The 26,125-nt window shown below is 64.4% G+C and carries 26 protein-coding genes and 2 pseudogenes; 14 read left to right on the top strand and 14 right to left on the bottom strand.

Annotation, left to right across the window (positions count from 1 at the left end; translation table 11 throughout):
• Positions 1 to 29: 29 nt before the first annotated feature.
• The 4 genes and pseudogenes from yegS to ACVOK8_RS05905 form a co-directional block, all read right to left on the bottom strand.
• Positions 30 to 959 (bottom strand): annotated as a pseudogene (gene yegS / locus ACVOK8_RS05920) (lipid kinase YegS).
• 360 nt (positions 960 to 1,319) lie between these two features.
• Positions 1,320 to 1,811 (bottom strand): N-acetyltransferase family protein, encoded by a 492-nt coding sequence (locus ACVOK8_RS05915; protein WP_481566021.1) that lies wholly within the window; start codon positions 1,809 to 1,811, stop codon positions 1,320 to 1,322.
• A 3-nt stretch (positions 1,812 to 1,814) separates the two neighbouring features.
• Positions 1,815 to 2,489, bottom strand: coding sequence for a ribulose-phosphate 3-epimerase (rpe, locus tag ACVOK8_RS05910; protein ID WP_481566020.1), 675 nt, complete (start codon positions 2,487 to 2,489; stop codon positions 1,815 to 1,817).
• Positions 2,490 to 2,499: 10 nt separating this feature from the next.
• Positions 2,500 to 2,829 carry a J domain-containing protein gene (locus tag ACVOK8_RS05905; protein ID WP_481566019.1) on the bottom strand — a complete coding sequence of 110 codons (330 nt, stop codon included), beginning with the start codon at positions 2,827 to 2,829 and terminating at the stop codon, positions 2,500 to 2,502.
• Between the two features lie 165 nt (positions 2,830 to 2,994).
• Here ACVOK8_RS05905 and ACVOK8_RS05900 point away from each other — a divergent pair, with 165 nt between their 5' ends.
• Both ACVOK8_RS05900 and ACVOK8_RS05895 read left to right on the top strand, forming a co-directional pair.
• On the top strand, positions 2,995 to 3,921 hold the full coding sequence (locus tag ACVOK8_RS05900) for a phosphoribosylaminoimidazolesuccinocarboxamide synthase (protein WP_481566018.1): 927 nt from the start codon (positions 2,995 to 2,997) through the stop codon (positions 3,919 to 3,921).
• Positions 3,922 to 4,015: 94 nt separating this feature from the next.
• On the top strand, positions 4,016 to 4,489 hold the full coding sequence (locus tag ACVOK8_RS05895; protein ID WP_481566017.1) for an Mpo1 family 2-hydroxy fatty acid dioxygenase: 474 nt from the start codon (positions 4,016 to 4,018) through the stop codon (positions 4,487 to 4,489).
• A 41-nt stretch (positions 4,490 to 4,530) separates the two neighbouring features.
• Here the strand turns inward: ACVOK8_RS05895 and ACVOK8_RS05890 are convergent, their stop codons facing one another.
• Positions 4,531 to 5,463 carry an NAD-dependent epimerase/dehydratase family protein gene (locus tag ACVOK8_RS05890; protein WP_481566016.1) on the bottom strand — a complete coding sequence of 311 codons (933 nt, stop codon included), beginning with the start codon at positions 5,461 to 5,463 and terminating at the stop codon, positions 4,531 to 4,533.
• 280 nt (positions 5,464 to 5,743) lie between these two features.
• On the opposite strand from ACVOK8_RS05890, the gene ACVOK8_RS05885 reads away from it, so the two are divergent.
• The 6 genes and pseudogenes from ACVOK8_RS05885 to ACVOK8_RS05860 form a co-directional block, all read left to right on the top strand.
• Positions 5,744 to 8,572 carry a monovalent cation/H+ antiporter subunit A gene (locus tag ACVOK8_RS05885; RefSeq protein WP_481566015.1) on the top strand — a complete coding sequence of 943 codons (2,829 nt, stop codon included), beginning with the start codon at positions 5,744 to 5,746 and terminating at the stop codon, positions 8,570 to 8,572.
• Positions 8,572 to 8,952, top strand: a complete 381-nt coding sequence (locus tag ACVOK8_RS05880) for a Na+/H+ antiporter subunit C (RefSeq protein ID WP_481566014.1) — start codon at positions 8,572 to 8,574, stop codon at positions 8,950 to 8,952. The genes ACVOK8_RS05885 and ACVOK8_RS05880 overlap by 1 nt, the downstream gene beginning before the upstream one ends.
• A complete protein-coding gene (locus ACVOK8_RS05875; protein WP_481566013.1) occupies positions 8,949 to 10,493 on the top strand; it encodes a monovalent cation/H+ antiporter subunit D in 1,545 nt (514 codons plus the stop codon). The genes ACVOK8_RS05880 and ACVOK8_RS05875 overlap by 4 nt, the downstream gene beginning before the upstream one ends.
• Positions 10,490 to 10,996, top strand: coding sequence for a Na+/H+ antiporter subunit E (locus ACVOK8_RS05870; RefSeq protein ID WP_481566012.1), 507 nt, complete (start codon positions 10,490 to 10,492; stop codon positions 10,994 to 10,996). Before ACVOK8_RS05875 ends, ACVOK8_RS05870 begins: the two co-directional genes overlap by 4 nt.
• Positions 10,997 to 11,034: 38 nt before the next feature.
• On the top strand, positions 11,035 to 11,277 hold the full coding sequence (locus ACVOK8_RS05865; protein WP_481510128.1) for a K+/H+ antiporter subunit F: 243 nt from the start codon (positions 11,035 to 11,037) through the stop codon (positions 11,275 to 11,277).
• Positions 11,274 to 11,585, top strand: a pseudogene (locus ACVOK8_RS05860) (Na+/H+ antiporter subunit G); the annotation flags it as partial. The gene ACVOK8_RS05865 and the pseudogene ACVOK8_RS05860, both read left to right, overlap by 4 nt.
• A gap of 108 nt (positions 11,586 to 11,693) precedes the next feature.
• Here the strand turns inward: ACVOK8_RS05860 and ACVOK8_RS05855 are convergent.
• The 3 genes from ACVOK8_RS05855 to ACVOK8_RS05845 all read right to left on the bottom strand — a co-directional run bounded on the left by ACVOK8_RS05855 (position 11,694) and on the right by ACVOK8_RS05845 (position 13,816).
• Entirely contained in the window at positions 11,694 to 12,047 is a 354-nt protein-coding gene (locus ACVOK8_RS05855; protein WP_481566011.1) for a hypothetical protein, read from the bottom strand.
• 168 nt (positions 12,048 to 12,215) lie between these two features.
• The gene (locus ACVOK8_RS05850; RefSeq protein ID WP_481566010.1) at positions 12,216 to 13,169 is read right to left on the bottom strand and encodes a calcium/sodium antiporter; all 954 of its coding nucleotides are present in this window, start codon (positions 13,167 to 13,169) and stop codon (positions 12,216 to 12,218) included.
• A 77-nt stretch (positions 13,170 to 13,246) separates the two neighbouring features.
• Entirely contained in the window at positions 13,247 to 13,816 is a 570-nt protein-coding gene (locus ACVOK8_RS05845; protein WP_481566060.1) for a lectin, read from the bottom strand.
• Between the two features lie 153 nt (positions 13,817 to 13,969).
• Between ACVOK8_RS05845 and ACVOK8_RS05840 the strand changes: the two genes are divergently transcribed.
• The gene (locus ACVOK8_RS05840; protein ID WP_481566009.1) at positions 13,970 to 14,533 is read left to right on the top strand and encodes a hypothetical protein; all 564 of its coding nucleotides are present in this window, start codon (positions 13,970 to 13,972) and stop codon (positions 14,531 to 14,533) included.
• 1 nt (position 14,534) lies between these two features.
• Here ACVOK8_RS05840 and hmgA read toward each other — a convergent pair whose 3' ends face one another.
• Positions 14,535 to 15,833 (bottom strand): homogentisate 1,2-dioxygenase, encoded by a 1,299-nt coding sequence (hmgA, locus tag ACVOK8_RS05835; protein ID WP_481566008.1) that lies wholly within the window; start codon positions 15,831 to 15,833, stop codon positions 14,535 to 14,537.
• Between the two features lie 272 nt (positions 15,834 to 16,105).
• Positions 16,106 to 17,215 (bottom strand): 4-hydroxyphenylpyruvate dioxygenase, encoded by a 1,110-nt coding sequence (hppD, locus tag ACVOK8_RS05830; protein ID WP_481566007.1) that lies wholly within the window; start codon positions 17,213 to 17,215, stop codon positions 16,106 to 16,108.
• A 128-nt stretch (positions 17,216 to 17,343) separates the two neighbouring features.
• Between hppD and ACVOK8_RS05825 the strand changes: the two genes are divergently transcribed.
• Complete coding sequence (locus ACVOK8_RS05825) at positions 17,344 to 17,838, top strand: MarR family winged helix-turn-helix transcriptional regulator (protein ID WP_313398808.1); 495 nt, start codon at positions 17,344 to 17,346, stop codon at positions 17,836 to 17,838.
• A 13-nt stretch (positions 17,839 to 17,851) separates the two neighbouring features.
• Here ACVOK8_RS05825 and ACVOK8_RS05820 read toward each other — a convergent pair whose 3' ends face one another.
• The 4 genes from ACVOK8_RS05820 to ACVOK8_RS05805 all read right to left on the bottom strand — a co-directional run bounded on the left by ACVOK8_RS05820 (position 17,852) and on the right by ACVOK8_RS05805 (position 22,440).
• Positions 17,852 to 18,985: a hypothetical protein gene (locus ACVOK8_RS05820; RefSeq protein ID WP_481566006.1), complete on the bottom strand. Its 1,134-nt coding sequence runs from the start codon at positions 18,983 to 18,985 to the stop codon at positions 17,852 to 17,854.
• Positions 18,986 to 19,254: 269 nt separating this feature from the next.
• Positions 19,255 to 19,848 (bottom strand): thioredoxin family protein, encoded by a 594-nt coding sequence (locus ACVOK8_RS05815; RefSeq protein WP_481566005.1) that lies wholly within the window; start codon positions 19,846 to 19,848, stop codon positions 19,255 to 19,257.
• An 11-nt stretch (positions 19,849 to 19,859) separates the two neighbouring features.
• Entirely contained in the window at positions 19,860 to 21,368 is a 1,509-nt protein-coding gene (locus tag ACVOK8_RS05810; protein ID WP_481566004.1) for a peptide MFS transporter, read from the bottom strand.
• A 211-nt stretch (positions 21,369 to 21,579) separates the two neighbouring features.
• Positions 21,580 to 22,440 (bottom strand): tryptophan 2,3-dioxygenase, encoded by an 861-nt coding sequence (locus tag ACVOK8_RS05805; RefSeq protein ID WP_481513363.1) that lies wholly within the window; start codon positions 22,438 to 22,440, stop codon positions 21,580 to 21,582.
• Between the two features lie 437 nt (positions 22,441 to 22,877).
• On the opposite strand from ACVOK8_RS05805, the gene pdhA reads away from it, so the two are divergent.
• The 4 genes from pdhA to ACVOK8_RS05785 all read left to right on the top strand — a co-directional run.
• Entirely contained in the window at positions 22,878 to 23,966 is a 1,089-nt protein-coding gene (gene pdhA / locus ACVOK8_RS05800; RefSeq protein WP_481566003.1) for a pyruvate dehydrogenase (acetyl-transferring) E1 component subunit alpha, read from the top strand.
• A complete protein-coding gene (locus ACVOK8_RS05795; RefSeq protein ID WP_481566002.1) occupies positions 23,959 to 25,038 on the top strand; it encodes an alpha-ketoacid dehydrogenase subunit beta in 1,080 nt (359 codons plus the stop codon). The genes pdhA and ACVOK8_RS05795 overlap by 8 nt, the downstream gene beginning before the upstream one ends.
• Position 25,039: 1 nt before the next feature.
• Positions 25,040 to 25,393 carry an SH3 domain-containing protein gene (locus ACVOK8_RS05790; RefSeq protein WP_481536731.1) on the top strand — a complete coding sequence of 118 codons (354 nt, stop codon included), beginning with the start codon at positions 25,040 to 25,042 and terminating at the stop codon, positions 25,391 to 25,393.
• A partial coding sequence (locus ACVOK8_RS05785) for a biotin/lipoyl-containing protein (RefSeq protein ID WP_481566001.1) occupies positions 25,390 to 26,125 on the top strand: 736 nt, incomplete at its 3' end. The genes ACVOK8_RS05790 and ACVOK8_RS05785, both read left to right, overlap by 4 nt.

Below are 26,125 nucleotides of genomic sequence, written 5' to 3'. Positions count from 1 at the left end.
CATGATCAGATGCTTGCAGTGGCAACGATTCAGCCGACCAGCAGCGGTGTTTCCGCCGGCAGGTGCATGCGTACCCGCCCGGCCACGCACTGGATGTGGAAGCTCCGGGCCTGCAGCGGTTCGCCGTCCAGGTTCAGGGTCAGCGGCTGCTCGGCCTCGATCCACAGCTCGCGCAGACGCGTCCGTTCAGCCACCTGCTCCAGCGCGGCGTGCTTGCCTTCGCTGAACAAGGTGCCCAGGGTGGACATCAGCTCGCCGGACAGCTCCGGGACGATGGTCAGGTCCAGCAGGCCGTCATCGAGCACCGCCTCGGGGCATAGCTGCTGACCGCCGCCGGCCTGGCGGCCATTGCCGACGCCAAGTGCGATGAAACCGCCCTGCCACTCGAAATCCTCGCCCCGGATCAGCGCCTGAATCGGCTCGATCCGGCCCAGCTTGCCGATGCCGGTGATGACGTAGGCCAGGCCACCGAGCATCTTCTTCAGGCCTTCGTGGGTTTCCACCGTCACTTCGGTGCCAAAGCCGCCGCTGGCGAGGTTGGCGCACCAGTGCACCTTGCCGTCGCCTTCCACGCGCAGCAGATCGATGGGGCGCGCCAGTGAGTGTGCAGGCAACTGCAATGCCGGCAACGGTTCGAGCGGAATGCCGGCAGCGGTGGCGAAGTCGTTGGCGGTGCCGAGCGGCAGCAACGCCATAGCCGGCAATCGGGATGCATCCTGACCGGTGTGCGCCAGCGCCTCGGCAACTTCGCTCAAGGTGCCGTCACCGCCGCCAGCGATCAGCAACTGCGCCTGTGCAGCGATGGCTTCTCGCACATAACGCTCGGCGTCACCTGCTTCCCAGGTCACCCGCACCTTGAGGTCCTGGCCCTACTCGCGCAGCTGCGAAACCGCGTCACGCACGGCATCGTCGCCAGCGGATTTGCCGTTGAGGATCAGGTAGCAGGGCGCTGCTTGCATGCGGTTCTCCAGAGAAGGCGCGCAGCCTAGCAAGTGGATTGCTGCAGGCGGGTGAATGTCACTGTGTTGTCACAGCGCATGCGGAGAATGAAAGGCCATAGCAAGGACGACGGATGGAGGCAGGATCAGCCTCCGATGACTCCCCGGCCGCAACGGCAACGTTGCGGCTTTTTTTTGCTTCACCTGTAGAGCCGAGCCGTGCTCGGCTGGGGCATTACCGGTAGAGCCTCTGCCGAGCATGGCTCGGCACTACCGCTCCCTCCCTTTTGCGCTGCAAAGGGGAGGGTTGGGGAGGGGTAAGCTTTTGACTGCCTGATTTGCTACGTGCTTCGCGGCTTACGCCGCTCCTACAAACGCAGGTCATTCGCCTTTGGCGAATTTCTGCAACGCTTCACCCTGCAGGCGGTAGACCGTCCATTCGTCTTGCGCTACTGCACCGGCCGCCTTGTAGAAGTCGATGGCCGGCGTATTCCAATCCAACACCGACCATTCAAAACGACCGCAGCCCTGCTCCACCGCCAGCCTGGCGATGTGCTGCAGCAAGGCCTTGCCGGCACCGCTGCCACGCGCATCAGGGCTGACGTACAGGTCTTCCAAGTAGATGCCATTGCGGCCCAGCCAGGTCGAATAGTTGTAGAAGAACACGGCGTAACCAATCGCCTGACCATCGCGTTCGCAGATCAAGGCCTGCGCCTTGGCATCGGCGGAAAACAGGCTGGCACGGATGCCAGCCTCGTCGGTCTGCACCGAGGATTCGGCTTTCTCGTAGATAGCCAACTCGCGGATGAAGTGCAGGATCAGGCCTGCGTCATCAGCGATGGCCGGACGAATCTGCACTTCAGCCGCGATCATCACTCAGCCTCGTGCCGCGGCGACATTGCCGCGCATCTTGCTGATCATCTCGGCGTAGTTGGGCGCATTGAAAATGGCCGAACCGGCAACGAAGGCATCGGCACCGGCAGCAGCGATCTCACCGATGTTGTCGGCCTTGACGCCGCCGTCCACTTCCAGCATCACCGGCTTGCCGAGCTTGTCGATCATCGCCCGCACTGCACGCAGCTTGTCCAGGGTCGACGGGATGAAGGCCTGGCCACCGAAGCCCGGGTTGACCGACATCAGCAGCACCAGGTCCAGGTCTTCCAGCACCCAGTCCAGCACTTCGACCGGCGTTGCCGGGTTCAGCACCAGGCCGGCCTTGCAGCCGTGCGACTTGATCAGCTGGATGGTGCGGTGGACGTGGCGGCTGGCTTCCGGGTGGAAGCTGATGATGCTGGCACCGGCCTCGGCGAAGTCCGGCACGATCCGGTCTACCGGCTCGACCATCAGGTGCACGTCGATCGGCGCGGTGACGCCATGCTTGCGCAGCGCCTGGCAGACCATCGGGCCGATGGTCAGGTTGGGCACGTAGTGGTTGTCCATCACGTCGAAATGGACCCAGTCGGCGCCAGCAGCCAACACGTTGTCGACCTCCTCGCCGAGCTTGGCGAAATCGGCCGAGAGAATGGACGGGGCAATGATGCAGTTGGACATGGCAGGACCTTCAGCGTTTACGCAGGGATTTGATGCGGTCGTAGGCGGCGTTGATCTGCCGGGCCTTCTTCTCGGCCTGGGCGCGCAGCTCGGGGGCGGCGCCGGCCACTTTGTCGGGGTGGTACTGGGACATCAGGCGGCGGTAGGCCAGGTCGATCTCGGCGTCGGTGGCGTCGCGGGTGACCCCCAGTTCACGGTACGGCAGGTCCTTGCCCAGCTTGAACCAGTCGCTGTCGAAGGCATGCCCCAGCAATAGGCCGATTATCCCGCCAAACAAGGGGTTGGGCCTGAAAAGCAGGGCCCCGGCGATGAAGCCGAACAGTTTTCCGTACCAGCGCATGGGTGGGTGAATGGCCTGTGGACAATCAAGACGTGCATTTTATGCCACAGCGGCCCGATCCGGCCGTACACTAGGCCGCCCGCCGACCAGCCGCGGGCCCTGCGGGTCCTCCAGACCCGGGTCCTCCAAGCCGGCGGCATTCATTGCCAAGTCCCAGGAGTGCCCGTGCCGACCACGCTGTTGCAATCCGATCTTCCCGGCCTGCCCTTGCGCCATCGCGGCAAGGTGCGTGATGTGTTTGATATCCCGCGCGAACGTCTGCCAGCAGGAACACCCCCGGGCGAATACCTGTTGATGGTCGCCACCGATCGCCTGTCGGCGTTCGACGTGGTGCTGCCCGACCCGATCCCGGGCAAGGGCGAAATGCTGTGCCAGGTATCCAATTTCTGGTTCGCCAAGACCGCGCACCTGATGCCCAACCACCTGACCGGCATCGACGTGGCCAGCGTGCTGCCTGAGGGCGTGGACCCTGCGCTGTACGCCAAGCGTGCGGTGGTGACCAAGAAGCTCAAGCCGGTTCCGGTGGAAGCCATTGCCCGCGGCTACGTGATCGGCAGCGGCTGGAAGGACTACCAGCGCACCGGCAAGATCAGCGGCATCGCCCTGCCCGATGGCCTGCAGCAGGCTGAAAAGCTGCCCGAAGCCATCTTCACCCCGTCCACCAAGGCGGCGGTGGGTGACCACGACGAGAACATCGACTTCGACGCGATGGTCAAGGCAGTGGGCGCGGACATGGCCGAGAAGGTGCGCGATGCCACCCTGCGCATCTACCAGTTCGCCGCCGAGTACGCGGCCGAGCGCGGCATCCTGCTGGCCGATACCAAGTTCGAGTTCGGTACCGACGCCGATGGCCGTCTGTACATCATGGACGAGATGCTGACCCCGGATTCCTCGCGTTACTGGCCGGCCGACGAGTACCAGGTGGGCATCAGCCCGCCGAGCTACGACAAGCAGTTCGTGCGCGACTATCTGGAAACGCTGGACTGGGACAAGACCGCCCCGGGCCCGGCGCTGCCGGCCGAGGTGATCGAACGCACCCGCGCCAAGTACGCCGAAGCGCTGGACAAGCTGGCCGGCATCCGCATCGACTGATCCTGCAAGCTGGATCACGGATGCGCACGGCCACCGTGCGCATCCGTAGGGAAGCCGCGCTATGCTCTGCCGGTCAACCCGGGAGGGAGCTGGAATGAGTATTGCGCGTCCTGTGGATCGTTACTTCGCCAGCTACTCTGGCGATCACGTCAACCACACCAATCAGGCCATCCACGTGTTCGCGGTGCCGGCGATCCTGTGGTCGGTGATTGCCCTGCTGTGGTGCATCCCACCGCTGGTGCCGTGGTTCCAGCATGGCATCTGGGCGGCATTCGCCATGTTCGGCACCTGGGCCTATTACAACCGCCTGTCGCGCCCGCTGGGTATCGGCATGCTGATCATCTTCTTCGTGTTCGGCTGCATCTGCCGGCTGCTGGAAGACCGGCTCGGCATCCAGATGCTGCTGTACCTCGCCATCGGCGTGTTCGTGGTGGCGTGGATCGCGCAGTTCATCGGCCACAAGATCGAAGGCCGCCGGCCAAGCTTCCTCACCGACCTGACCTATCTGCTGATCGGCCCGATCTGGGTGCTGTCCAAGCTGTTCCGGCAGTTCGGCTGGCATTACTGATTCTCTGCGGGCCACATCCGGACTGGACAGGCCCGCTCAGCTCAGCTTCCGGCCAGGCCGTCCTCGCTGTCGTCGCTGTCGTCGCTGGCACCTGTAAACATCTCGGCTCGCACCGCGAAGGCACGCGGCGCGTAGCCAAAATCACGCTGTGCCGGTGCGATATCGAACGCAAGCGGGTCGCGCATACGCTCCAGTACCGCCTCGTTCATGCCCAGCAAACGTCCTTTGCCGTGTGCTTTGCGCAACGCCCATAGAAACAATGGCGTGGGCACGCGCAACAACAGTGGTCGTGGTCGCAAGGTTGCCAACACCCGTCGCACCATCAGGTTGTAGGGCAGCACTTCACCGCCTCCCAGTGCGTAGGCCTGCCCATGGCTGCTGGCTGCTGGCAACACCTGCAACACGGCCTTGGCCAGATCCTCGACATGCACCGGCTGACGCAGGCCCTTGGCGCAGGTCGGCAACACCAGGACACGGGTGCGCAGCGCGATGCGCGCGACCGAGGTCAGGGTCTTGTCGCGGCCAGCTCCGTAGATCAGGGTCGGTCGCAGCACAGTAGCTGCAACCGCGCGCTCGCTGGCAGTTGCGAACAGCAGTTGCTCGGCCTCCTGCAGACGGCGCGCGACATCACGCTCCGCGGGTTCGGCCGAATCCTGCTTGACCTCCGCACTGGTTGAGCTGAAGGCCACCACCCGAGGGCTGCGGATATCGGAACCGGCATACCAGCGTGCGAAATTGTCCAAAGGCCCACAGCTGAGCACGGCGTCGAATGCCTGCCCATCACGCCAGAATCCGTAGAGATCGGCCTGCACCCAATGGACACCCGGGGTATCGGCACGCGCTTGGCGGGACACCGCCGTCACTTCCCAACCTGCCGCCAGCAACTGCGCCAACAAGGGTTCGCCTATCTGGCCACTGCCACCAAACAGCAGTGCTCTGCGCTGGCCCGCCTTGTTACGAATTTCGTTCTCCATCCGCGCAAGGATAGGCCAAGCACGCCTGATTCCGCAGCCACCAGCAACACAGACCCCAGCCTGCAGCTCCGCCAAGCGCAGCGCGCCCGGAAGCAGAAGGGAGGAGTGTCGAATGAGAGCCCGGAGCCCCTACGCTTTCCAGCGCTTTCTTGTTTCCCGGCCGCAGCCATTGGCAGCACTGGCTCCGCCGATCCAACCCGAACGGATCATTCAGAAAAAGTCGCGGATCGAAAAAATCGCCTGTTAGACTGCAAAACCCCTTTCTGAACCGCGCCCCTACATGACGCCAGTCCTGTTGCTACTGCTTGCGCTGCCCTTTCTGCTGGCAGCGGCCATCGCTCTCAATGGCCGTTTGTCGCGCAGTGCAGCCGCATGGACAGCAGCAGCGGCACCGGTTCTAGGCCTGGCCCTGCTCGGCAGCGCCACCCCGGCCGTGCTCGATGGCGAGATCGTCCGCAACAGTTGGCAATGGCTGCCGCAGATCGGCTTGGATTTCAGCCTGCGCCTGGATGGCCTGGCCTGGATGTTCACCGGGCTGGTGCTGGGCATCGGTGCGCTGGTGGTGCTGTATGCGCACTACTACCTGTCGGCGCAGGACAGCGCGCGGCGTTTCTACAGCTACCTGCTGCTGTTCATGGGCGCGATGCTGGGCATGGTGCTGGCCGGCAACCTGTTGCTGTTGATGGTGTTCTGGGAGCTGACCAGCATCAGTTCGTTCCTGCTGATCGGCTTCTGGTCGCACCGCAAGGAGGCCCGCGAGGGCGCACGCATGGCCTTGATCGTCACCGGCGGCGGCGGTCTGGCCCTGCTGGCCGGTGTGCTGCTGATCGGCCGCATCGTCGGCAGTTTCGACCTGGACGTAGTGCTGGCCTCGGGTGACCTGATCCGCGCCAGCGCCTTGTATCCTTGGGCACTGCTGCTGGTGCTGGCCGGCATTTTCACCAAGAGCGCGCAGTTCCCGTTCCAGTTCTGGCTGCCGCATGCGATGGCCGCGCCCACGCCGGTGTCGGCCTACCTGCACTCGGCGACGATGGTGAAGGCCGGTGTGTTCCTGCTGGCGCGCCTGCACCCCGCATTGGCCGGTACCGAGCTGTTCTTCTACGTGGTCAGCGGCATCGGTGCCATCACCCTGCTGATCGGCGCCTGGAACGCGATCTTCCAGCATGATCTCAAGGGCCTGCTGGCCTATTCGACGATCTCGCACCTGGGCCTGATCACCCTGCTGTTCGGCCTGTCCACGCCGATGGCAGTGGTGGCCGGTGTGTTCCACATCCTCAACCACGCCACCTTCAAGGCCTCGCTGTTCATGGCCGCCGGCATCATCGACCACGAAACCGGCACCCGCGACATGCGCCGGCTCGGCGGCCTGCGCAAGCTGATGCCGATCACCAGCGCGCTGGCCATCGTCGCCTCGCTGGCGATGGCAGGCATCCCGCTGCTCAATGGCTTCCTGTCCAAGGAAATGCTGTTCGCCGAGGCATTGGCTACGCAGGGTCCGGACTGGATGCGCAGTGCGATGAGCGTTGCTGCATTGCTGGCCGGCATCCTCGGCGTGGCCTATAGCCTGCGCTTCGTCCACGACACCTTCTTCGGCAAGGGTCCGGTCGACATCGATGTGGTGCCGCATGAGCCGCCGCGCTGGATGAAAGTTCCGGTGGAAGTGCTGGTGGTGATCTGCCTGGCCGTCGGCATCGCTCCGGCGCTGACCATCGCGCCGGTACTGCAGACCGCCGCTGCCTCCATTCTCGGCACTTCAATGCCGGAATACAGCCTGTCGGTGTGGCACGGCTTCAACCTGCCACTGGCGATGAGCGCGATCGGCGTGGTCGGGGGTGTTGCGCTGTACTTCGGCCTGCGCCGTTTCACCGACCTGTACGCCGCGCGCAACCGCCCGACCGGCAAGCATCTGTTCCATCGCGGTCTGGATGTGCTGTTCGGCTTTGCTCATCGCGTCACCAACGCGCTGGCCAATGGCAGCCTGCAGCGCATGCTGTTTGCGCTGGTGCTGGTAGCGGTGATCGTTGCCGCTGCGCCTTACATCGCCAACCCGGTGATGCCGCTGTGGCCGGCACCGCAGACCATGCCCTTGCTGGGCTGGACGCTGTGGCTGGTGATGCTGGCCTGCGCGTTCGCCGGGCTGTTCCTGTACCAGCAGCGTCTGCTGGCGGTGATCGTGATGGGCGGCACCGGCCTGATGGTGGCGCTGACCTTCGTATTCCTGTCCGCCCCGGATCTGGCCCTGACCCAGCTGATGGTGGAGATGGTGACGCTGGCGCTGATGCTGCTGGGCATGAACTACCTCCCCGCACAGTCGCCGCCAGAGCACTCGCGCTGGCGTAAGCGCCGCGATGCGGTGCTCGCTATCGTTGCCGGCAGCGGCATCGCCGCGCTGGCCTATTCGCTGATGACACTGCCGCCCAATACCATGTCAGGCGAGATGCTGCTGCGTTCACTGCCCGAGGCCTATGGCCACAACGTGGTCAACGTGATCCTGGTCGACTTCCGTGGCTTCGATACCTTCGGCGAGATCACCGTGTTCGGCATCGCCGCGCTGGTGGTGCACGCGATGCTGCGCCGCACACGGATGGCACCGGAGCAGATCATGCCGGGCCCGCCGATCAAGCTGCCGGTGCCGGCCGATCTGGCCCAGATCATGTTCCCGCTGACGCTCACGGTGTCGATCTTCCTGTTCCTGCGCGGCCACAACGCGCCTGGTGGCGGTTTCGTCGCCGGCCTGGTGCTGGCGGTGCCGTTGCTGATCCAGTACGTGATCCAGGGCACCGTGTCGGTGGAGTCGCGCTTCGGCTTCGACTACATCCGCTGCATCGGCCTGGGCTTGTTGATCGCCCTGCTCAGCGGCGTGGCCTCGATGCTGTTCGGCGTGCCGTTCCTGACCAGCGGTCATCTGGACCTGGAGCTGCCCTTGATCGGCACGGTGCCGCTGGCCAGCGCGATTGGCTTTGATACCGGCGTCTATCTGGTGGTGTTTGGCGGGGTGATGCTGATCCTGTCGATGATGGGCACCATCAAACCCTCGCGCACCCGCAATGCCCGCAACGGCGAAATCGATATCCACCGCCGTTCGGCACGCACCGGGGAGATGCACTGATGGAACTGGCACTGGCAAGCGCCATCGGCGTACTGGCCGGCATCGGCATCTACCTGTTGCTGCGTGCGCGCAGCTTCGACGTGATCCTGGGCATGACCTTCCTGTCCTATGCCACCAACCTGCTGATCTTCAGCGCGGGGCGACCGGTCACCGGCAAGGCGCCGGTGCTCAAGGACGGCGTGGCCACCAGCCTGGTGCATTACACCGACCCGCTGCCGCAGGCGCTGGTACTGACCGCCATCGTGATTGCGTTTGCGATGACCGCGGTGAGCATCGTGCTGGCGATGCGCAGCCGCAGCGACAACCACAGCGACCACGTCGACGCGCATGAGCCCGAATTGCCAGCTGAGCAAGCGGCCAAGCCGGAGGCTGGCGCATGAATCATCTGGTCATCCTGCCAATCCTGATTCCGCTTCTGGGCGCCGCGCTGTCGCTGTTCATCGAACACCGCCGCTACGGCCCCAAGGTGCAACGCACGGTGGCCTGGGCCAGCATGGCCGCGCTGGCGGTGGCGGTGGCGCTGCTGTTCGCGCAGACCAGCCAGGGCCAGATCTCGGCCTACCTGCTCGGTGACTGGCCGGCACGCCTTGGCATCGCCCTCGTCGCCGATGGCCTGGCCGGCTGGATGCTGGCGACCACCCTGCTGCTGGCCATCGCCTGCCTGCTGTACGCCTGCACTGGCTGGGACCGGCGCGCGCCGCATTTCCATGCGCTGTTCCAGTTCCAGCTGGTCGGCCTCAACGGAGCCTTCCTGACCGGGGATATCTTCAATCTGTTTGTCTTCTTCGAGGTGATGCTGATCGCCTCCTACGGCCTGCTGCTGTCCGGCGGGCGCGGCCTGCGCATGCGCATCGGCCTGCATTACGTGGTGTTCAACGTCACTGCCTCGACCCTGTTCCTGATCGCGCTGGGCATGCTCTACGCCACCCTGGGTTCCTTGAACATGGCCGAGATCGGCCAGCGCATCGCCGAGCTGCCACCCTCGCACCTGAAGCTGGCCAAGGCGGCGCTGGGCCTGTTGCTGTTGGTGTTCTGTTCCAAGGCCGCGCTGCTACCGATGTACCTGTGGCTGCCCGAGTCCTATGCGCGTGCACCTGCCGCGGTGGCCGCGCTGTTTGTGATCATGACCAAGGTTGGCCTGTACTCGGTGCTGCGGGTGACCTCGCTGTGGTTCGACGCCGATGCTGGCGCGATGAGTGGTTACGGCGGCGATTGGCTGCTGTGGGCCGGCATCGCGACCCTGGTAGTCGGCGCACTGGGCGCACTGGCGGCCACCCGCATGAGCGTGCTGGTGGCCTACCTGGTGGTGGTGTCGGCGGCGACCTTGTTCATCGCCTTCGCGCTGGGCAGCACCGGCACGATCTCCGCTGGCCTGTATTACCTGCCGCACAGCACCTTCGCCGCCGCCGCGCTGTTCCTGATCGCCGACCTGATGCGGCGCCGTCGCCAGCAGGCCGACCGCCGCCGCGAGCATGAGCTCACCGTACTGCCGGGCAAGACCGTGCCGGGCCTGTTGTTCCTGGTCGGTGCGGTGGCCGTTGCCGGCCTGCCGCCGCTGGCCGGCTTCCTGGCCAAGGCGGCGCTACTCTCGGCCGTCCCGGAAGCACATACCGCCGTGGTCTGGAGCGCCGTACTGGGCAGCAGCCTGCTGGTGATCATGGGCCTGGCACGCACCGGCATCCGCCTGTTCTGGCACGTCCCCGGCGACGATGACAGCCCACCTGCGCCAGAACCGGTCGAAGCCCCGGCACGGCCATACGAAACCGCCGCTACCTGCCTGCTGTTGGGCTATGTCGTCCTGATGACCATCTTCGCAGCGCCGCTGGTGCGCCAGACCGATGCCATCGCTACACAGCTGCTGGCACCGGATCAGTACCTGCATGACGTACGCGGCACCACGCCGCAGGTGAGGCAGCCATGAGCGAACGTCGCCCCCTGCTGCGCCGGGTCTTCCCGTCGCCCGCTCTGTCGATCACCGTGGTCGCCTTCTGGCTGCTGATGTCCGACAGCTTCGACCTTGGCCAGTTGCTGCTGGGCATGCTGCTGGGCGTGGTGATCCCCTTGTTCGCCGCGCGCCTGGACCGTGAGTTCGCCCGCCTGGGCAGCTTGCGGCCGGTACCCAAGCTGCTGGCCGTGGTGCTGTGGGACATCCTGGTGTCCAACCTGCGCGTGGCCGCCCAGGTGCTTGGGCCGGAGAAGAAGCTCAAGCCCGGCTTCATCTGGGTACCGCTGGACATCGCCAACATCCACGGCATTGCCGCGTTGACCAGTTTCATCACCCTGACCCCGGGCACAGTATCGGCGGCCATGTCCGAGGACCGCCGCCATCTGCTGGTGCATGTGCTGCACCTTGAGGATGCCAACGCCCTGATCAACGAGATCAAGAGCCGCTACGAAGCGCCGCTGATGGAGATCTTCCCGTGAACGGTTACCAGATATTCGAAACCACCCTGATCGTGTGCATGCACGTGGTCGGCATCGCCATGCTGCTGTCGTTGTGGCGTCTGCTGCGTGGGCCGACCGTGCCGGACCGCATCCTGGCGCTGGATACCTTGTCTGTAACCGCCATCGCCGAACTGATGCTGTTCGGCATGTACCTGGACTCGGCCATCTACTTCGAGGCCGCACTGATCATCGCCATGCTTGGCTTCTGCAGCACGGTGGTGCTGAGCAAGTTCGTGCTGCGCAGGGATATCGTCGAATGATCACCTTTCTGCAAATCGCGTTGTCGGCATTGCTGGCCTTCGGCTGCATCTTCATCCTGATAGGTGCACTCGGCTTGGTGCGTTTCTCCGATTTCTTCAAGCGCCTGCACGCACCGACCAAGGCCAGCACACTGGGCGTTGGCTGCGTATTGGTGTGCTCGGTGGCGTACCACATTTTCCTTGGCCAGGACCCGCAGCCACGCGAGCTGCTGATCACCGTGTTCCTGTTCATCACCGCACCGATCAGCGCCCACCTGATGGCCAAGGCCGCACTGTCGCTGATGATGGAAAGCCGCCCGGAGCCGCCGAAAGAGTAATACCGAGCACAAGCTCCACCTGTAGTGCCGAGCCATGCTCGGCATGAAGCCTGCCAGGTAACGCCCCTGCCGAGCATGGCTCGGCACTACAGGCCCACTTCAGCGCAGCCGTAGCTGCGTGGCGTCATCCACTCGCACGTGCGTCTGGTAGTAATACTTGTCGCTGACGCGTCTGCCATCAGCAACGAACCCTATACGCACCATCCGCGCCGTACCCCGCACCAGGATCGCGCGTCCCTTCAAGGCTGCTCCGGGATCCGACCCGTATTGAGCCACCATCTCCTGAAGCGCATCGGGCCCGATGCTGATGCTCAGATTGCGCGGATCGCGATAATCCGATTGGGAGTTCAGGTACAACCTGCCATCGGCATTGCCACTTGCACGCACCGTCAGCGCAAACACCCCATCTACCCCGCGCTGCGGCCCAGCCGCAGCCGCCAACTGCACCGCCATGGAGGGATCCACCCATGTGCTGCTACGGCCGACATGCGCACATCCCGCCAAGCCCATGCACGCCACAGCCATCAACAAAAACCTACGCATGCTCGACTCCATGTCAGCTCAGGACCGCTGATTCAAGCCTAGTAGTGCCAATGAAAGCAAGAGACAGCGCCCCCGCTCCTACAAGGTGAACAGCGCCAGCTCCAGGCCGATCCATGCAAGGAAGGCGATGAACAACACCGCGCCTTCGCCGCGACTGATCTTCAGGTCGCCGCGCAGCATCGGGTACAGCATCAGCACGAACACGATCGCTGCCGGCAACTCCAGCCGCACGAACGAGGCCGGCAACGGCATCGGCCGCAGCGCCGCCATGCCACCAATCACCACCAGCACGTTGAACAGGCTGGAGCCGATCACGTGGCCCACCACCATGTCACCCTGGCCGCGCCGTGCAGCGGCAATGGCTGCAGCGACTTCCGGCAACGCGGTGCCTATGGCGACGGGCAACAAACCCGCCAGCAATGGCGACATACCCCAGCCAGCGCCGATCACCGGTGCTGCCTGCACCACGAAACGCGCGCCGTAGTACAGCACCACCGCAGCGATGACGAGACGAATGATGTTGAGCCCAAGCAGCGTGCGGGTGGTGGCGTAGTCAGCGATGTTTTCCTGCAATGCCACAGGTTCATGCCCTGCACGCTTCAGCAGGAAGGCCAACACGCCGACGAAGCCCAGCAGCAACACGATGCCTTCGATGCGACTGATCGCACCATCCAGGCCAAACACGATCAAGGCCAGCGTCGCCACCGCCAACAGCACCAGCAGCGGCGACAACAGGCGCGTGCGCACCACCAGCGGGAACGCCAGCGCAGCCAGGCCCAGGGTCAGGCCGACATTGACGATATTGCTGCCGACTGCATTACCCAGCGCCAGCTCCTGTGCACCGACGGCTAAGGCGCGGGCATTGACCACCAGCTCCGGCAACGAGGTGCCGAAGGCCACCAGCAACAAACCGGCGACGAACGGCGAGGCACCGAAGCGCTGGGCCAGGCCCGAGGCGGCCTTGACGATGGAATCACCGCCCAGAGCCAGCAACACCAGCCCCAGGACAAACCATGCGATAGCTTCGAACATTGCGCCTCCCTCCCCTGCAGTGATGACGGCGGTGCCGGGAGCATACCCGCGCTACTGCCTATGGCCGCAGCAGGGTATCAGCCACAGCCTTCCACGTAATCCACCTGCGGCGGCAGGCCTACGCGCCAGAGCGTGGCCTTGCCGTCGGCGCCCAATTCGAACACCAGCACGCTCTGGCTGCCGTCCGTTGCCGGCACGCGCAGCACCTTGCCGCCTTCCTCGTATTTGTGCGGCTGCAGCGGCTCGGCCTGCGGGTAAAGCGCCTGCAGCTGGGCAAGATCCATACCGATCTTGCCGCCACCCGGCGCGGCAGTATTGCCACCGCGCACGTCGTAGCGGACGAACTTGCCACTCTCCAGCATGAAGAACGGCCCACCCTCACTGTGCGCGGCCGGCGACAGGTAATAGCAGCCACCATCGGCCGCGGCATCACCCTGCAGTTCGCCCGTCCATACCGTACGCAACTGCTCGGCATCGATGCCCAGTTGGGCGGCGCCGTAGCCCTGCCAATCGGCGTCGCTGCTTGCCACTTGCGTGGAACTGCCCGGGCTTGGCGCTGGCACCGGAGCTGCAGCAGGTTCCGCAGCTACCGGCTCGGCCTGCGGAGTGCGCTGGCAGGCCACCAGCAGGACGGCGAACAGGGACATCGGCAGGGCAATACGCTTCATGCAGCAGCTCCGGGCGGGTTTGCGGCCGAGTCTAGCGACAACGGTGTCCGGCCAGCGCGAAGACAGACTTGTCATCGTGGTTTCACCTGATGGCGACAGGCTGGACGCCTACGTCGTCCGTGCCCAACGCCCATGCAACCGCACAAGACCGAACTTGGCCACACCGTGCTGCAGACGCACCGCGCCGCGCTGGACCTGCGCCAGCGACGGGCATTGATCCTGTGCGATGGCAAGCGCAACCTGGCCGAATTGAGTGGCATGCTCGGCAACGATGTGCCCGAGCTGATCGCGCAGCTGCAGCGCGACGGCTATCTGCAGGTTGATGTCGCGGCTGCGTCTGCCGCAGCCGCGCCCCCTCCGGCCACACCGGCTCCGCTGCCGATTGCGGCAGCAGCCACGCCTGCCTCGGCCCCAACGCAGGCGCCCGTTGAACGGCGCCGCTCACTGGTCGCTGCACGCATCTACGTGCTGGATATCCTCGCCCTGCAGCGCAACCCCACTGCAGCGCAGCTGCACAAGCTGCTGCAGGCAGCGCGCGAGGAAGGCGATAGCGTGCAGGCACTGAAGCTGGCACTCAGCCATCTGCCGGCAATGACCTCCGACGGCTACGCCCAGCGTGTGCGTGGACGCCTGCAGGAAGTGCTGCCGGAAACCCATCTGGCAGCGGTGCTGGAACCAGCACCGCTGCCGGCGTGAATCAGCCCTTGGGCGGCGTGAAGTTGTTGCGCAGCCCGCTCCAGCAGGCCTGGTAACCGCGCTGGCGGTGCGCGGCGTCCATTGCCTGCTCGGTCGGGCAGATCACGCCACGGGTTTCGAACATGAAGGCCATGGTGTCGGTGATCACGTCAGGCTTGGACAGGTCCGCCTGCGAGGCCTTGTCGAAGGTGGCCGCATCCGGACCGTGGCCTGTCATGCAGTTGTGCATGGACGCACCGCCCGGCACGAAGCCTTCGGCCTTGGCATCGTAGGCACCGTGGATCAGGCCCATGAACTCGCTGGCGATATTGCGGTGGAACCACGGCGGACGGAAGGTGTTCTGCGCCACCAGCCAACGCGGAGGGAAGATCACGAAATCCAGGTTGCTGGTGCCCGCGGTATCGCTGGCCGAATGCAGCACCAGGAAGATCGACGGATCCGGATGGTCGTAGCTGATCGAGCCGATGGTGTTGAAGTGGCGCAGGTCGTAACGGTACGGCGCGTAGTTGCCGTGCCAGCCAACCACATCCAGCGGCGAATGGCCGATGTCGGCACGCCACAGGCGGCCCTGGAACTTGGCGACCAGTTCGAATTGGCCGTCGAGGTTTTCATAGGCGGCGACTGGCGTTTCGAAGTCACGCGGGTTGGCCAGGCCATTGCTGCCGATCGGGCCGAGGTCGGGCAGCTTCAACAGCGCGCCGAAGTTCTCGCAGACATAGCCGCGTGCCTGCCCGTCCGGCAGCTCGACCGCGAAGCGCACGCCGCGCGGGATCACCGCGATCTGCTGCGGTTCAATCTCGATCACGCCCATCTCGGTGCGCAGGCGCAGCCGGCCCAGCTGCGGCACGATCAGCAACTCGCCGTCGGCGTTGTAGAAATAGCGGCCGCGCATGTCAGCGTTGGCGGCGTACAGATGGATGCCGGCGCCGGTGTGCGCTTCAGCCGAGCCGTTGCCGCCCATCGTGTACAGGCCATCGATGAAGTCGGTGGGCTCCGTGGGCAGCGGCAGCGGGTCCCAGCGCAGTTGGTTGGGTGATGCCGCCGACTTGCTGAAATCACTGTGCAGGCGCGGCTGCTCGAACGGAGTGAACTCACCGTGCATCGCCGCCGGGCGGATGCGGTACAGCCAGCTGCGGCGGTTGCTGCCGCGCGGCGCGGTGAAGGCGGTGCCGGTCAGCTGCTCGGCATACAGCCCGTGCGCCACCTGCTGCGGCGAATTGCGACCCACCGGCAAGGTGCCGGGCACAGCCTCGGTGGCGAACTCATTGCCGAAGCCGGATTGATAAGCGTTGCTGACCATGGTGACGGCCTATGTTTTGCGATTGAGCCCCTCTCCCGCTTGCGGGGTGAGGGGTTGGGGTGAGGGGAAGCTTTTGACTTGATCCTAAGGCAACTGGCGACCTGGGTGGCTGCGGAAATCAACAGCAACTGCAAGAGCTTGCCCTCACCCCAACCCCTCTCCCGCAAGCGGGAGAGGGGCTTTGAGCAAAGGCTTTGAGCAAAGGCTTCAAGCAAAGGCTTCAAGCAAAGGCCTCAAGCAAAGGCCTCAAGCAAAGGCCCCAAGCAAAGCTTTTACAGCACGCCACGATCCATCTGGTCGCGCTCGATGCTTTCAAACAAGGCCTGGAAGTTGCCTTCGCCGAACCCTTCATTACCCTTGCGCTGGATGATCTCGAAGAAGATCGGGCCGATGCAGTTCTTGGTGAAGATCTGCAGCAGCTTGCGCTGCTTGGTTTCCGGGTCGGCGTCGATCAGGATCTTGTTCTTGCGCAGGCGCTCGACGTCTTCGCCATTGTTCGGGATGCGCAGGTCGACCACGTCGAAGTAGGTGTCCGGCGTATCCAGGAAATCAATACCCTGCGCACGCATCGCTTCGACGGTGTCATAGATGTTGTCGGTGAAGCAGGCGATGTGCTGGATGCCCTCGCCCTTGTAGGCGTCGAGGTATTCGTTGATCTGGCTCTTCGGGTCGGAGGACTCGTTGAGCGGGATGCGCACGACGCCGTCCGGCGCGGTCATCGCCTTCGACACCAGGCCGGTCTTTGCGCCCTTGATGTCGAAGTAGCGGATCTCGCGGAAGTTGAACAGACGCTCGTAATAGTCCGACCACTGCTGCATGTTGCCCAGGTACAGATTGTGGGTCAGGTGGTCGATGAAGGTCAGGCCGAAGCCGACCGGGTTCTGGTCGGCGCCTTCGATCGGCTCGTAGTCGGCGTCGTAAATGCTGCCGGCACCGCCGTAACGATCCACCAGGTACAGCATGCAATCGCCGATGCCCTTGATCACCGGCGCCGGCACGGCGCGGGTCTCGGCCAGCAGGTCCACTTCCTCGGCACCGTTGCCCAGGGCCATGGCAAGCACTTCGTCAGCCGGCTTCTGGAAGCGGATGGCAAAGCCGCAGGCGCTCGGGCCGTGCTTGGCGGCGAAGTCGGCAGCGAACGAATTCGGCTCCTCGTTCACAAGAAAGTTGACGCCGCCTTGACGGTAGACGGTAATAGCACGCTGCCGGTGGCGGAGGACGGCCGTGAACCCCATGTTCTTGAAGTAAGCGTGCAGCTGGGCAGCCTGCCCCGCCGGTGCGCCGAATTCGACGAACTCAAAACCATCGATGCCCATCGGGTTTTCAAAGGTGGTGACCTGCATGCCCAGGTTGGGCGCGTTGGATGCAGTAGGGGTGTTCATGGGTTGCCTCCGGAAGCATGGCGGTCGCCGGGGTACCGGCGATGAAAACAGGAAGATCCGCCGCAAAAAGCGGGTCTGGACCGAAGGTTATAGTTTCACATGAAACCACCATCAAGGTGCACTGCAGCATGAGCTCTTCCGATTACAGCAAGTCCACCAGCATCCGCGCCTCGCACGTGTTGCTGGATCTTGAGCAGTTCCTGCCTTACCGCATCAGCGTCTTGTCCAACCGGGTCAGCGGCAACATCGCCCGGCTGTACGGCGAGCGCTATGGCCTGGCCATTCCCGAGTGGCGGGTGATCACCATCCTGGCGCTGTACCCGGGCTCCTCGGCCAGCGAAGTGTCCGAGCGCACGGCGATGGACAAGGTGGCGGTCAGCCGCGCCGTGGCGCGTCTGCTGGAGCGCGGTTTCATCAAACGCGAGACCCATGGCGATGACCGTCGCCGCTCGGTGCTGGCGCTTTCTGCCGCAGGCTTCGAGGTCTACGAGACCATCGCGCCAATGGTGATCGAGATGGAGCGGCGGCTGATGTCAGCGCTCAGCGAGGAAGAAGAACAGGTACTCGAACGCCTGATCACGCGCTTGGCCGATGCCGGTCTGCAGCGCATGAACGAGGGTTGATCGTCAGCGACGATCAACTCAGGTGCTTGCGCCGCGCATAGATCCACGGCGCGGCAAGGGCCGCGATCGCACCACCTGCAAAACCCAATGCCGCCGCCACCGCCGCCGCTTCCACGCGGCCGGGCAAAGCCAATGCTGCAAGCAGCAACAGGCCGGCCGGCAGACCGATGAACGAGGTCAGGAAGAACCGCCAGCGCGGCACCCAGGTGTGCAGCTGCATCAGGCTGGCGCCGGTCCAGGCATCGTTGGCCTGGTCACGTCTGATTTTGTCCACAAGCTTGACCAGATCGACTTCGGCAGTGCCTTTGCCCATGCGCGCCAACGCCAGCTCCGCGCCAACTTCGGCCGGTGCCGGCCAGTTGGATGGCCATGCTTCTGGCGCAGCAACGCCGTAGGCGGTCAACAACGGCAGCGACAGCGCAGGCACCGGCAGCGCGCGCAGTCGGCGCTTGTCCATCACGCACCAGAATTGGGTCAGGCCGTCGTTGTTGACCTGGTAGAACGCCAGCTGTTCCGGCGCCGGGTACGGCAAGGCGGTCACCCGTGCTGCCATCGATTCAACGCCCATCGCGCGCAGAAAGCCGACGCGACTGCGACCGGAGTGCGCCCAGCCCAGGCCCAGCGGCGACAGCAGCATGACCTCGGCGTGATCGCTGACGCCGCTGTTGGCGCGCTCATCGCTGGCCAGAAAGGCCGACAAGGAATTGGGTTCGGCCACATCGGGTTTGCCCCAGCGCTGCGAATGGCCAAGCAGGAACTTCAACGGCACCCGCGCGGCGACGGTCTCGCCGCGCACGCTGTCGGAGGCGAACGGCACCACACTGGCAACGAAGGCACGCAGCTCGTTGCCGGGCGATGCACTCCATTCGGGCGGCAGCAGGCCGGCCAGCAAACCGTTGCGGGCAATCTGGTCGATCTGTTCTTTCTGCTCGACCAGCCGGGTGACGGCCGACTGCAACATGATGTTGGGCGGTACCGAAGCCTGCGGTAGCCGGTAGCGCGGCGGCGGTGCGGGTTCTTCCGACGCGGCGCTTTCGTCCAGCAGTTCGTCCACCGTAGGCAGGCTGGTGCCGGACAGGTCCTGTTCGGCGGTCGCGACGGCGTTGGAATCAGAGCTGGCAGCTGGCTGCATGATGTGTGAGGGCAAGGAGCCGGATGCAGAGGGATTGATTCGTTAGCGGCCGCGGGCGAACAAAATGAAGATGCTGCTTCGCCCCCTCCCTTGCGCGCAGCGCAGGGGAGGGTTGGGGAGGGGTGCTTTGGCTTTGGCTTTGGCTTTGGCTTTGCTGCCAGCAAACAGCTGACAGCTAATTCAAATGCACCCCTCCCCAGCCCTCCCCTTGGCCTTTGGCCAAAGGGAGGGGGTAACGAAAACGGCGCCTTTCGGCGCCGTTTTCGTTCAAGCACATCGCAGGCTTACTTCGCCGGCGGCGCCCACTCTTTCAAGAAGGCATCGAACTTGGCGCGATCGTAACCCTTGCCCTTCTCCAGATCGCCAGTGAACTGCGAATGCAGCAGCTGGCCTTCGGCATCCAACACGAACAGGTGCGGATAGCCCTTGATCTCCGGGAAGCGCGCAAGGAACTCGGCGTTCTCGTTCTCTTCGCTGTAGTTGACCTTCATCCACACGTAGTTGCCATCACGGAAACGGCGCAGCTCCGAATCCCCTTCCATGAAGGCGTCCAGCAGATGGCACCAGGAGCACCACTCGCCACCCACGTCCAGGATGATCCGCTTGCCCCCGCGCTGGGCCTCGACCTTGGCCGTTTCCAGGTCTGCGACCGGATCGCGGGCCGGGTCGAACTGCGCGTTGAGCCCAGCCACCGCAGCGATATCCGCTGCGGTGGGGGTATTGCCCGATGCCACCGGCTGGCTGGTATCAGCCACCGGTGCCTTCTGTTCGGACGTATCCAGCGGCTGCACCTTTTCAGGCTTGGCAGCAGGCGGTTGATTGCAGCCAGCCAGCGCCACGCTGAGCAACAAGGGAACCATTCCGAACAGCAGTTTCATCGCCTGACTCCTTACTTCACACCGTGCATGAGCTTGTTGATCAACGGGGCGACCAGGAACAGCACCACGCCCGAACCCACCAGGGCCCAGAAGCCGAAGGTGTAACCGGACTGCGCCGATGCCACGGTCATGCCGCCTTCGCCGCTGACCTTGCCCGCAAAGATACCGGCCAGGTTGTTACCAATGGCAATCGACAGGAACCAGCAACCCATTGCCATGCCGGCCAGACGGGTCGGTGCCAGCTTGGTGGTCATCGACAGACCGATCGGCGACAGGCACAGCTCACCGATGGACTGGATCACATAGACCGCGAACAGGGTCCAGAACGGGATCTTGCCGGCGTCGTTGACCATGCTCGACAGCGCCACCATCAGCAGCAGGAAAGCCAGACCATTGAACACCAGACCCAGGCCGAACTTGCGCGGGATGGACGGATTGGACTTGCCCATCTTGACCCACATCCAGGCCATGATCGGTGCACAGACAATGATGGCGACCGAGTTCACCGACTGGAACCACTCCAGCGGGAAGGTCCAGCTGCCGAATTCGCGGTTGACGATCTTGTCGGCAAGGAAGGTGAACGAGCTGCCGGCCTGTTCGAAGAACATCCAGAACAGCACGTTGAACACGAAGATCACCAACATGGCGATCACCTTGTCACGCGCGACCGAACCACTGCGGATGCCTTCCACCAGCAGCATCACTGCTGGCACGATGAACAGCGCCATCAGGATCGCCTGCAGCACATTGGCATCAATGGTCAGCAGGAAATAGAACACCGGAATGCCAACCAGCAAGCCCAGCGCGGCAACCAGCGCCACCCGGCTCAGACTCTGCTGACCTTCTTCCGGCAGGCCAATACCCTTGAGCTGGCTGCGGCCGAACCAGAACCAGATCAGGCTGATCACCATGCCGATACCCGAGGCGATGAACACCCACTGGTAGTGCGGGTCTTCCTCGGTACCGAACACCATCTTGGCCAGCGCACCGGTGATGACCGGTGCCAGCAGCGCACCGATGTTGATGCCCATGTAGAAAATGGTGAAACCGGCATCGCGGCGGGCGTCGCCCTGCACGTACAGCTTGCCCACCATGGTGGAAATGATCGGCTTGAACAGGCCGTTGCCGACGATGATCGTGGCCAGACCCAGCTTGAAGATCATTTCGCTGGGCGAGACCAGCATGAACAGGCCGATGGCCATGAACAGCGCGCCAAGCAGGATCGAGCGCTGGAAGCCGACCAGCTTGTCAGCGACGTAGCCACCGAAGATGGCACCGGCATAGACCAGCGCCAGGTAGGCACCGTACAGCTCGGCTGCAGGCTTTTCGCCCGAGGCCAGGCCGCCCTGGAACTGCGCGACGATGTACAACACCATGGCCCAGCGAATGCCGTAGAACGCAAAGCGTTCCCAGAATTCGGCCATGAACAGCATCCACAAAGGCTTGGGATGACCAAGCAGCGTCTTGAACTCCGGCACGGGCGCCGGGGTTGGTGCGGAATTCGGCGCGGCAGCGCTCATGCGGTGTCCCCTGATGATTCGTTGGGTAAATAATGCAAACAAGTCGGCCGGAACCGGCGCGACGGGCGAGGATCACAGAAGCGTCGGCTTCACGTCAAATACATACTGCTGCAACCAAGTCCTGCGCCAAGCCTGGACCGTGTTCTCCGAGCCCAGCCCATGCTGCAGCGCAAACCGCTGAATAGGCTGGGTTTTCAGCCCTGACAAGAGCTCAGGCGTCGCCGCGGATGGTGGTACGCACTTCGAACAGTTCGGGGAAGAAGGTCAGCTCCAGGGCCTGTCGCAGGAAGCCCACGCCGCTGGAACCGCCAGTGCCGCGCTTGAAACCGATCACCCGCATCACCGTGCGCATGTGGCGGAAGCGCCACAGCTGGAACTGGGTCTCCAGGTCCACCAGGTCCTCGCACAGCGAATACTCACGCCAGTAGCGGTCGGTGTCCTGGTAGATGTTCTCGAAGACCTGGCGCAGGGCCGGGTCGCTGATATGCGATTGGGTCCAGTCGTGGCCTTCGTAGGCCGCCGGGATGGCATGGCCGAAGCGCGCCAGGTAGGCCAGGAACTCCTCATACAGGCTGGGTGCTTCCAGCACCTCACGCAGCTGCGCCTGCCCTTCCGGGTCGTGGGCAAACACGTTGAGCATGTCGGCGTTCTTGTTGCCGAGCAGGAATTCGATATAGCGGTACTGCAGCGACTGGAAGCCCGACGACGGACCCAGCACGTCGCGGAAACCCATGTACTCGGAGGGCGTCAGGGTCTCCAGCACCGCCCACTGCTCGGTCAGCAGGCGCAGCACCTGCTTGGCCCGGGCCAGCACCTTGCGGCACTGCCAGACCTCGTCGCGCTGCATATGTCCGCGGGCAGCGCGCAGCTCATGGCCGAGCAGCTTGAGCCACAGCTCCGAGGTCTGGTGCTGGATGATGAACAGCATTTCGTCGTGGTGCGGCGGGTTGGACAGCGGCTGCTGGGCCGTCAGCAACTGATCCAGGCGCAGATAGCCGCCGTAGGTGAGCCGGCCCTGCAGGTCGGTATGGATACCTGCTTCGAGCTCACGCTGGTTCTTTTCTACGGTCATCGGCCTGGCCATCGTATGGGGCGGCAAGGGTAACGCAGGGTTGCACTTCCTGTAGTGCCGACCCATGGTCGGCAGAGGCATTACCGGTGAAACCCTGCCGACCATGGGTCGGCACTACCCGGGCAATCCGCCGACCATGGGTCGGCACTACGCCTCCCTTTGCCGAAGGCAAGGGGAGGGTTGCGGAGGGGTGCCCTGGCTCTGGCTCCTGCGCAAACGGAATCGAAACACGCGCAAACCCCAGCGGCGCGACAATGTGCCGTTCCTGTTGTTACAGACTGAATACGTTGTAATTGCTCACCCGAATCGCGCCCTGCGGAACAAAACCGATCTGTACCCGGTCAGTCTTGTTGCGGCGCAGGACGGCTTTTTCGGACTGAGTCCTTACCATGCGTAATTCCTATCATTTGAAACCATCTGTCCAAGGTGTTGCTGCAATGACGGTTTCCGCCCAGTTCCAAATCGATTACCTGCAGTACCTGGATGCCGACGGCAACCTGGTACGTGACGATCTCCCCGCCTCGCTGCGTGACCCACGCTCGCTGCTGCCGATGTTCAAGCAGATGCTGGCCACGCGGGTGTTCGACACCAAGTCCGTGGCGCTGCAGCGCACCGGCAAGCTCGGCACCTTTGCCTCCTGCCTGGGCCATGAAGCGGCCCACGTCGGCATCGGCGCGGCCATGAAGAGCGGCGACGTGTTCGCCCCCAGCTACCGCGAGTACGGCGCCATGTTCATGCGCGGCGTGCGCCCGCGTGACGTTCTGATGTACTGGGGCGGCGACGAGCGCGGCAGCGACTACGACCGCGAAAGCGATGCGGTCCGCGACTTCCCGATCTGCGTGCCGATCTCGACCCAGTGCTTGCATGCAGCCGGCTCGGCGCTGTCGTTCAAACTGCGCAACATGCCGCAGGTTGCAGTCACCGTCTGCGGTGATGGCGGCAGCTCCAAGACCGACTTCTACGCTGCGGTGAACTCGGCCGGCGCCTACAAGCTGCCGCTGATCCTGTGCGTGGTGAACAACGGCTGGGCCATCTCGGTGCCGCGCTCGGCCCAGACCGGCGCCGAAACCCTGGCCCAGAAGGGTCTGGCCGGCGGCCTGTTTTGCCTGCAGGTGGACGGCAACGACCTGATCGCCGTGATGGCGGCGATGGAACAGGCACGCGAGCGTGCGCTGTCCGGCCAGGGCGGCACGGTGCTGGAATTCCTCACCTATCGCCTGTCTGATCACACCACAGCCGACGACGCCCGCCGGTACCGCGACGACGCCGAAGTGAAATCGGCCTGGCTGAAGGAACCGCTGATCCGCCTGCGCAAGTACCTCACCGCGCATGGCGTATGGAGCGAAGAAGAAGAAAAGAACTGGATCGCCGAATGCGGCACCCGCGTCGATGAGGAGGTCAACGCCTACCTCAACTGCCCGGTGCAGCCGGTCGAGGCCATGTTCGACTATCTGTATGCCGATCCGCCGCCGGACCTGCTGGCGCAGCGTGCTGCTGCCATCGCTCTGGAGCAGCGTCATGGATGACATCAAGCGCAATGCGCCTGTCACCTCGGCCAGCCACGATCACGGCGTCGCGCACAGCGCGGCGAGCAACAGCGGAGACACCCCGATGACAGCTACCCCGATCACCCTCATCGAAGCCGTCACCCAAGCCTTGGCCTGGGAAATGGAACACGACCCCTCGGTGCTGGTGCTGGGCGAAGACGTCGGCGTCAATGGCGGCGTATTCCGCGCCACCGCCGGCCTGCAGCAGCGCTTCGGCTCGCAGCGCGTGCTCGATACCCCACTGGATGAAACCACCATCGCCGGCCTCACCGTCGGCCTGGCCGCACAGGGCATGAAGCCGGTGGCCGAAGCGCAGTTCGACGGGTTCGTCTACCCGATGGTCGATCACCTGATCTGCCACGCCGCGCGCCTGCGCAACCGCACCCGTGGCCGCCTGCACTGCCCGATGGTGCTGCGCGTGCCGTGGGGTGGTGGCATCCGCGCGCCGGAACACCACAGCGAAGCCAACGAGGCCATCTTCACCAATGTGCCGGGCATGCGCGTGGTGCTGCCGTCCAGCCCGCAGCGCGCCTACGGCCTGCTGCTGGCCGCGATCCGCGAGCCGGATCCGGTGATCTACATGGAACCCAAGCGCATCTACCGCCAGTACAAGGAAGTGGTCGTCGATGATGGCGAGGCACTGCCGCTGGACGTGTGCTTCGTGCTGCGTGACGGCACCGACGTGACGCTGGTTACCTGGGGCGCACAGGTCAAGGAAGCATTGGAAGCGGCCGACAAGCTGGCCGGCGAAGGCATCAGTGCCGAAGTCATTGACGTGGCCACGCTGCGTCCACTGGACTTCGCCACCATCGCCGAGTCGGTGGCCAAGACCGGCCGTTGCGTGATCGTGCAGGAAGCGCCGAAGACTGCGGGCTTTGGTGCCGAAATCGCTGCACGTCTGGCCGAGGAATCGATCTACGACCTGCTGGCACCGGTCGAGCGCGTTGCCGGTTATGACACCCACATCCCGCTGTTCCGCCTGGAAATGAAATATCTGCCCAGCGTTGAGCGGATTGTGACCGCCGCCAAGCGCGCGGTCGCGGCGGGCTGACATGCTGGCACGCTTGATTGGCAGCTACCGCAGCCAATACCGCAACCCCCTGCAGTTCCGCACCGGGCAGATTGTCGAGCTCGGTGTACGCGACGAAGAATGGCCGGCCTTCGCCTGGGTGAAAACCAGCGAAGGCAGCGCCGGCTGGGCGCCGGTGGCCTGGCTGCAGGTATTGGACAATGGCTGTGCCGAAGCGCTGCGTGACTACAGCGCACGCGAGCTGGACGTTGACCGCGGGGAGCAGGTAAGGCTGCATCACGAACATGGTGGCTGGTGGTGGTCCGAGCGCGCCGATGGCGCGCAGGGCTGGCTGCCGGCACGCGAACTTGAATTGCTGGAAGAGAAACTCACATGAGCCAGACCAAGAATTTCAACCTGCCCGATCTGGGCGAAGGCCTGCCGGACGCGACCATCGTTGAGTGGTTCGTCAAGGAAGGCGACGTGATCAAGCTCGACGAGCCGCTGGTGGCAATGGAAACCGCCAAGGCGGTGGTCGAAGTGCCCTCACCGTACTCCGGCAAGGTACTGAAGCTTGCCGGCCCCGCCGGTGACATCGTGGTGACCGGCCACGTGCTGGCCAGTTTCGAGCTCGACCCGAACCTGCCGCAGCGTGCCGAAGGCCAGGACACCGGCCACCACCACGGCGCCCCGGCCGAAGCCGCGCCCGCGCCAGTTGCCGCTCCGGCACCGGTGGCTGCCGCTGCCGCCGAACGTGCCGACGAAGGCACCGTAGTCGGCGCGATGGTCAGCTCCAATGCCGTGCACACCGAACAGGCCGTGGCCGTCGGTGGCGTCAAGGCAGTGCCGGCCGTGCGTGCGATGGCTCGCAAGCTCGGCGTCGACCTGGCCCGCGTACGCGCCACCGGCGCCGATGGCGCAGTGACGATGAATGATGTGAAGCAGGCGGCGGCGAACCCGTCCGCCCTGCTCCCCTCTCCCTCCGGGAGAGGGGCCGGGGGTGAGGGTCCGACCTCCACCGCAGCTGCCGCGGGGCACCCCCCCCCCCCAACCCCCCCGGGGGGGGGGGGGGATGGGCGCCCGCCCCCGGGGGGCCCGCGCCCGGCGCCGGCGAGCCGACACCCGCGGG

This window comes from Stenotrophomonas sp. STEN083 (genome assembly GCF_056759195.1).
The sequence above is the reverse complement of the archived record's forward strand: the minus strand, read 5'-3'. Positions and strand labels throughout refer to the sequence as shown.

Coding starts and splice junctions, on each gene's coding strand:
- ACVOK8_RS05915 (WP_481566021.1), bottom strand. CDS start 1,811: ATGATCGCGGCTGAAGTGCAGATTCGTCCGGCCATCGCTGATGACGCA.
- rpe (WP_481566020.1), bottom strand. CDS start 2,489: ATGTCCAACTGCATCATTGCCCCGTCCATTCTCTCGGCCGATTTCGCC.
- ACVOK8_RS05905 (WP_481566019.1), bottom strand. CDS start 2,829: ATGCGCTGGTACGGAAAACTGTTCGGCTTCATCGCCGGGGCCCTGCTT.
- ACVOK8_RS05895 (WP_481566017.1), top strand. CDS start 4,016: ATGAGTATTGCGCGTCCTGTGGATCGTTACTTCGCCAGCTACTCTGGC.
- ACVOK8_RS05890 (WP_481566016.1), bottom strand. CDS start 5,463: ATGGAGAACGAAATTCGTAACAAGGCGGGCCAGCGCAGAGCACTGCTG.
- ACVOK8_RS05885 (WP_481566015.1), top strand. CDS start 5,744: ATGACGCCAGTCCTGTTGCTACTGCTTGCGCTGCCCTTTCTGCTGGCA.
- ACVOK8_RS05880 (WP_481566014.1), top strand. CDS start 8,572: ATGGAACTGGCACTGGCAAGCGCCATCGGCGTACTGGCCGGCATCGGC.
- ACVOK8_RS05875 (WP_481566013.1), top strand. CDS start 8,949: ATGAATCATCTGGTCATCCTGCCAATCCTGATTCCGCTTCTGGGCGCC.
- ACVOK8_RS05870 (WP_481566012.1), top strand. CDS start 10,490: ATGAGCGAACGTCGCCCCCTGCTGCGCCGGGTCTTCCCGTCGCCCGCT.
- ACVOK8_RS05865 (WP_481510128.1), top strand. CDS start 11,035: ATGCACGTGGTCGGCATCGCCATGCTGCTGTCGTTGTGGCGTCTGCTG.
- ACVOK8_RS05855 (WP_481566011.1), bottom strand. CDS start 12,047: ATGGCGGTGCAGTTGGCGGCTGCGGCTGGGCCGCAGCGCGGGGTAGAT.
- ACVOK8_RS05850 (WP_481566010.1), bottom strand. CDS start 13,169: ATGTTCGAAGCTATCGCATGGTTTGTCCTGGGGCTGGTGTTGCTGGCT.
- ACVOK8_RS05845 (WP_481566060.1), bottom strand. CDS start 13,816: ATGTCCCTGTTCGCCGTCCTGCTGGTGGCCTGCCAGCGCACTCCGCAG.
- ACVOK8_RS05840 (WP_481566009.1), top strand. CDS start 13,970: ATGCAACCGCACAAGACCGAACTTGGCCACACCGTGCTGCAGACGCAC.
- hmgA (WP_481566008.1), bottom strand. CDS start 15,833: ATGGTCAGCAACGCTTATCAATCCGGCTTCGGCAATGAGTTCGCCACC.
- hppD (WP_481566007.1), bottom strand. CDS start 17,215: ATGAACACCCCTACTGCATCCAACGCGCCCAACCTGGGCATGCAGGTC.
- ACVOK8_RS05825 (WP_313398808.1), top strand. CDS start 17,344: ATGAGCTCTTCCGATTACAGCAAGTCCACCAGCATCCGCGCCTCGCAC.
- ACVOK8_RS05815 (WP_481566005.1), bottom strand. CDS start 19,848: ATGAAACTGCTGTTCGGAATGGTTCCCTTGTTGCTCAGCGTGGCGCTG.
- ACVOK8_RS05810 (WP_481566004.1), bottom strand. CDS start 21,368: ATGAGCGCTGCCGCGCCGAATTCCGCACCAACCCCGGCGCCCGTGCCG.
- ACVOK8_RS05805 (WP_481513363.1), bottom strand. CDS start 22,440: ATGACCGTAGAAAAGAACCAGCGTGAGCTCGAAGCAGGTATCCATACC.
- pdhA (WP_481566003.1), top strand. CDS start 22,878: ATGACGGTTTCCGCCCAGTTCCAAATCGATTACCTGCAGTACCTGGAT.
- ACVOK8_RS05795 (WP_481566002.1), top strand. CDS start 23,959: ATGGATGACATCAAGCGCAATGCGCCTGTCACCTCGGCCAGCCACGAT.
- ACVOK8_RS05790 (WP_481536731.1), top strand. CDS start 25,040: ATGCTGGCACGCTTGATTGGCAGCTACCGCAGCCAATACCGCAACCCC.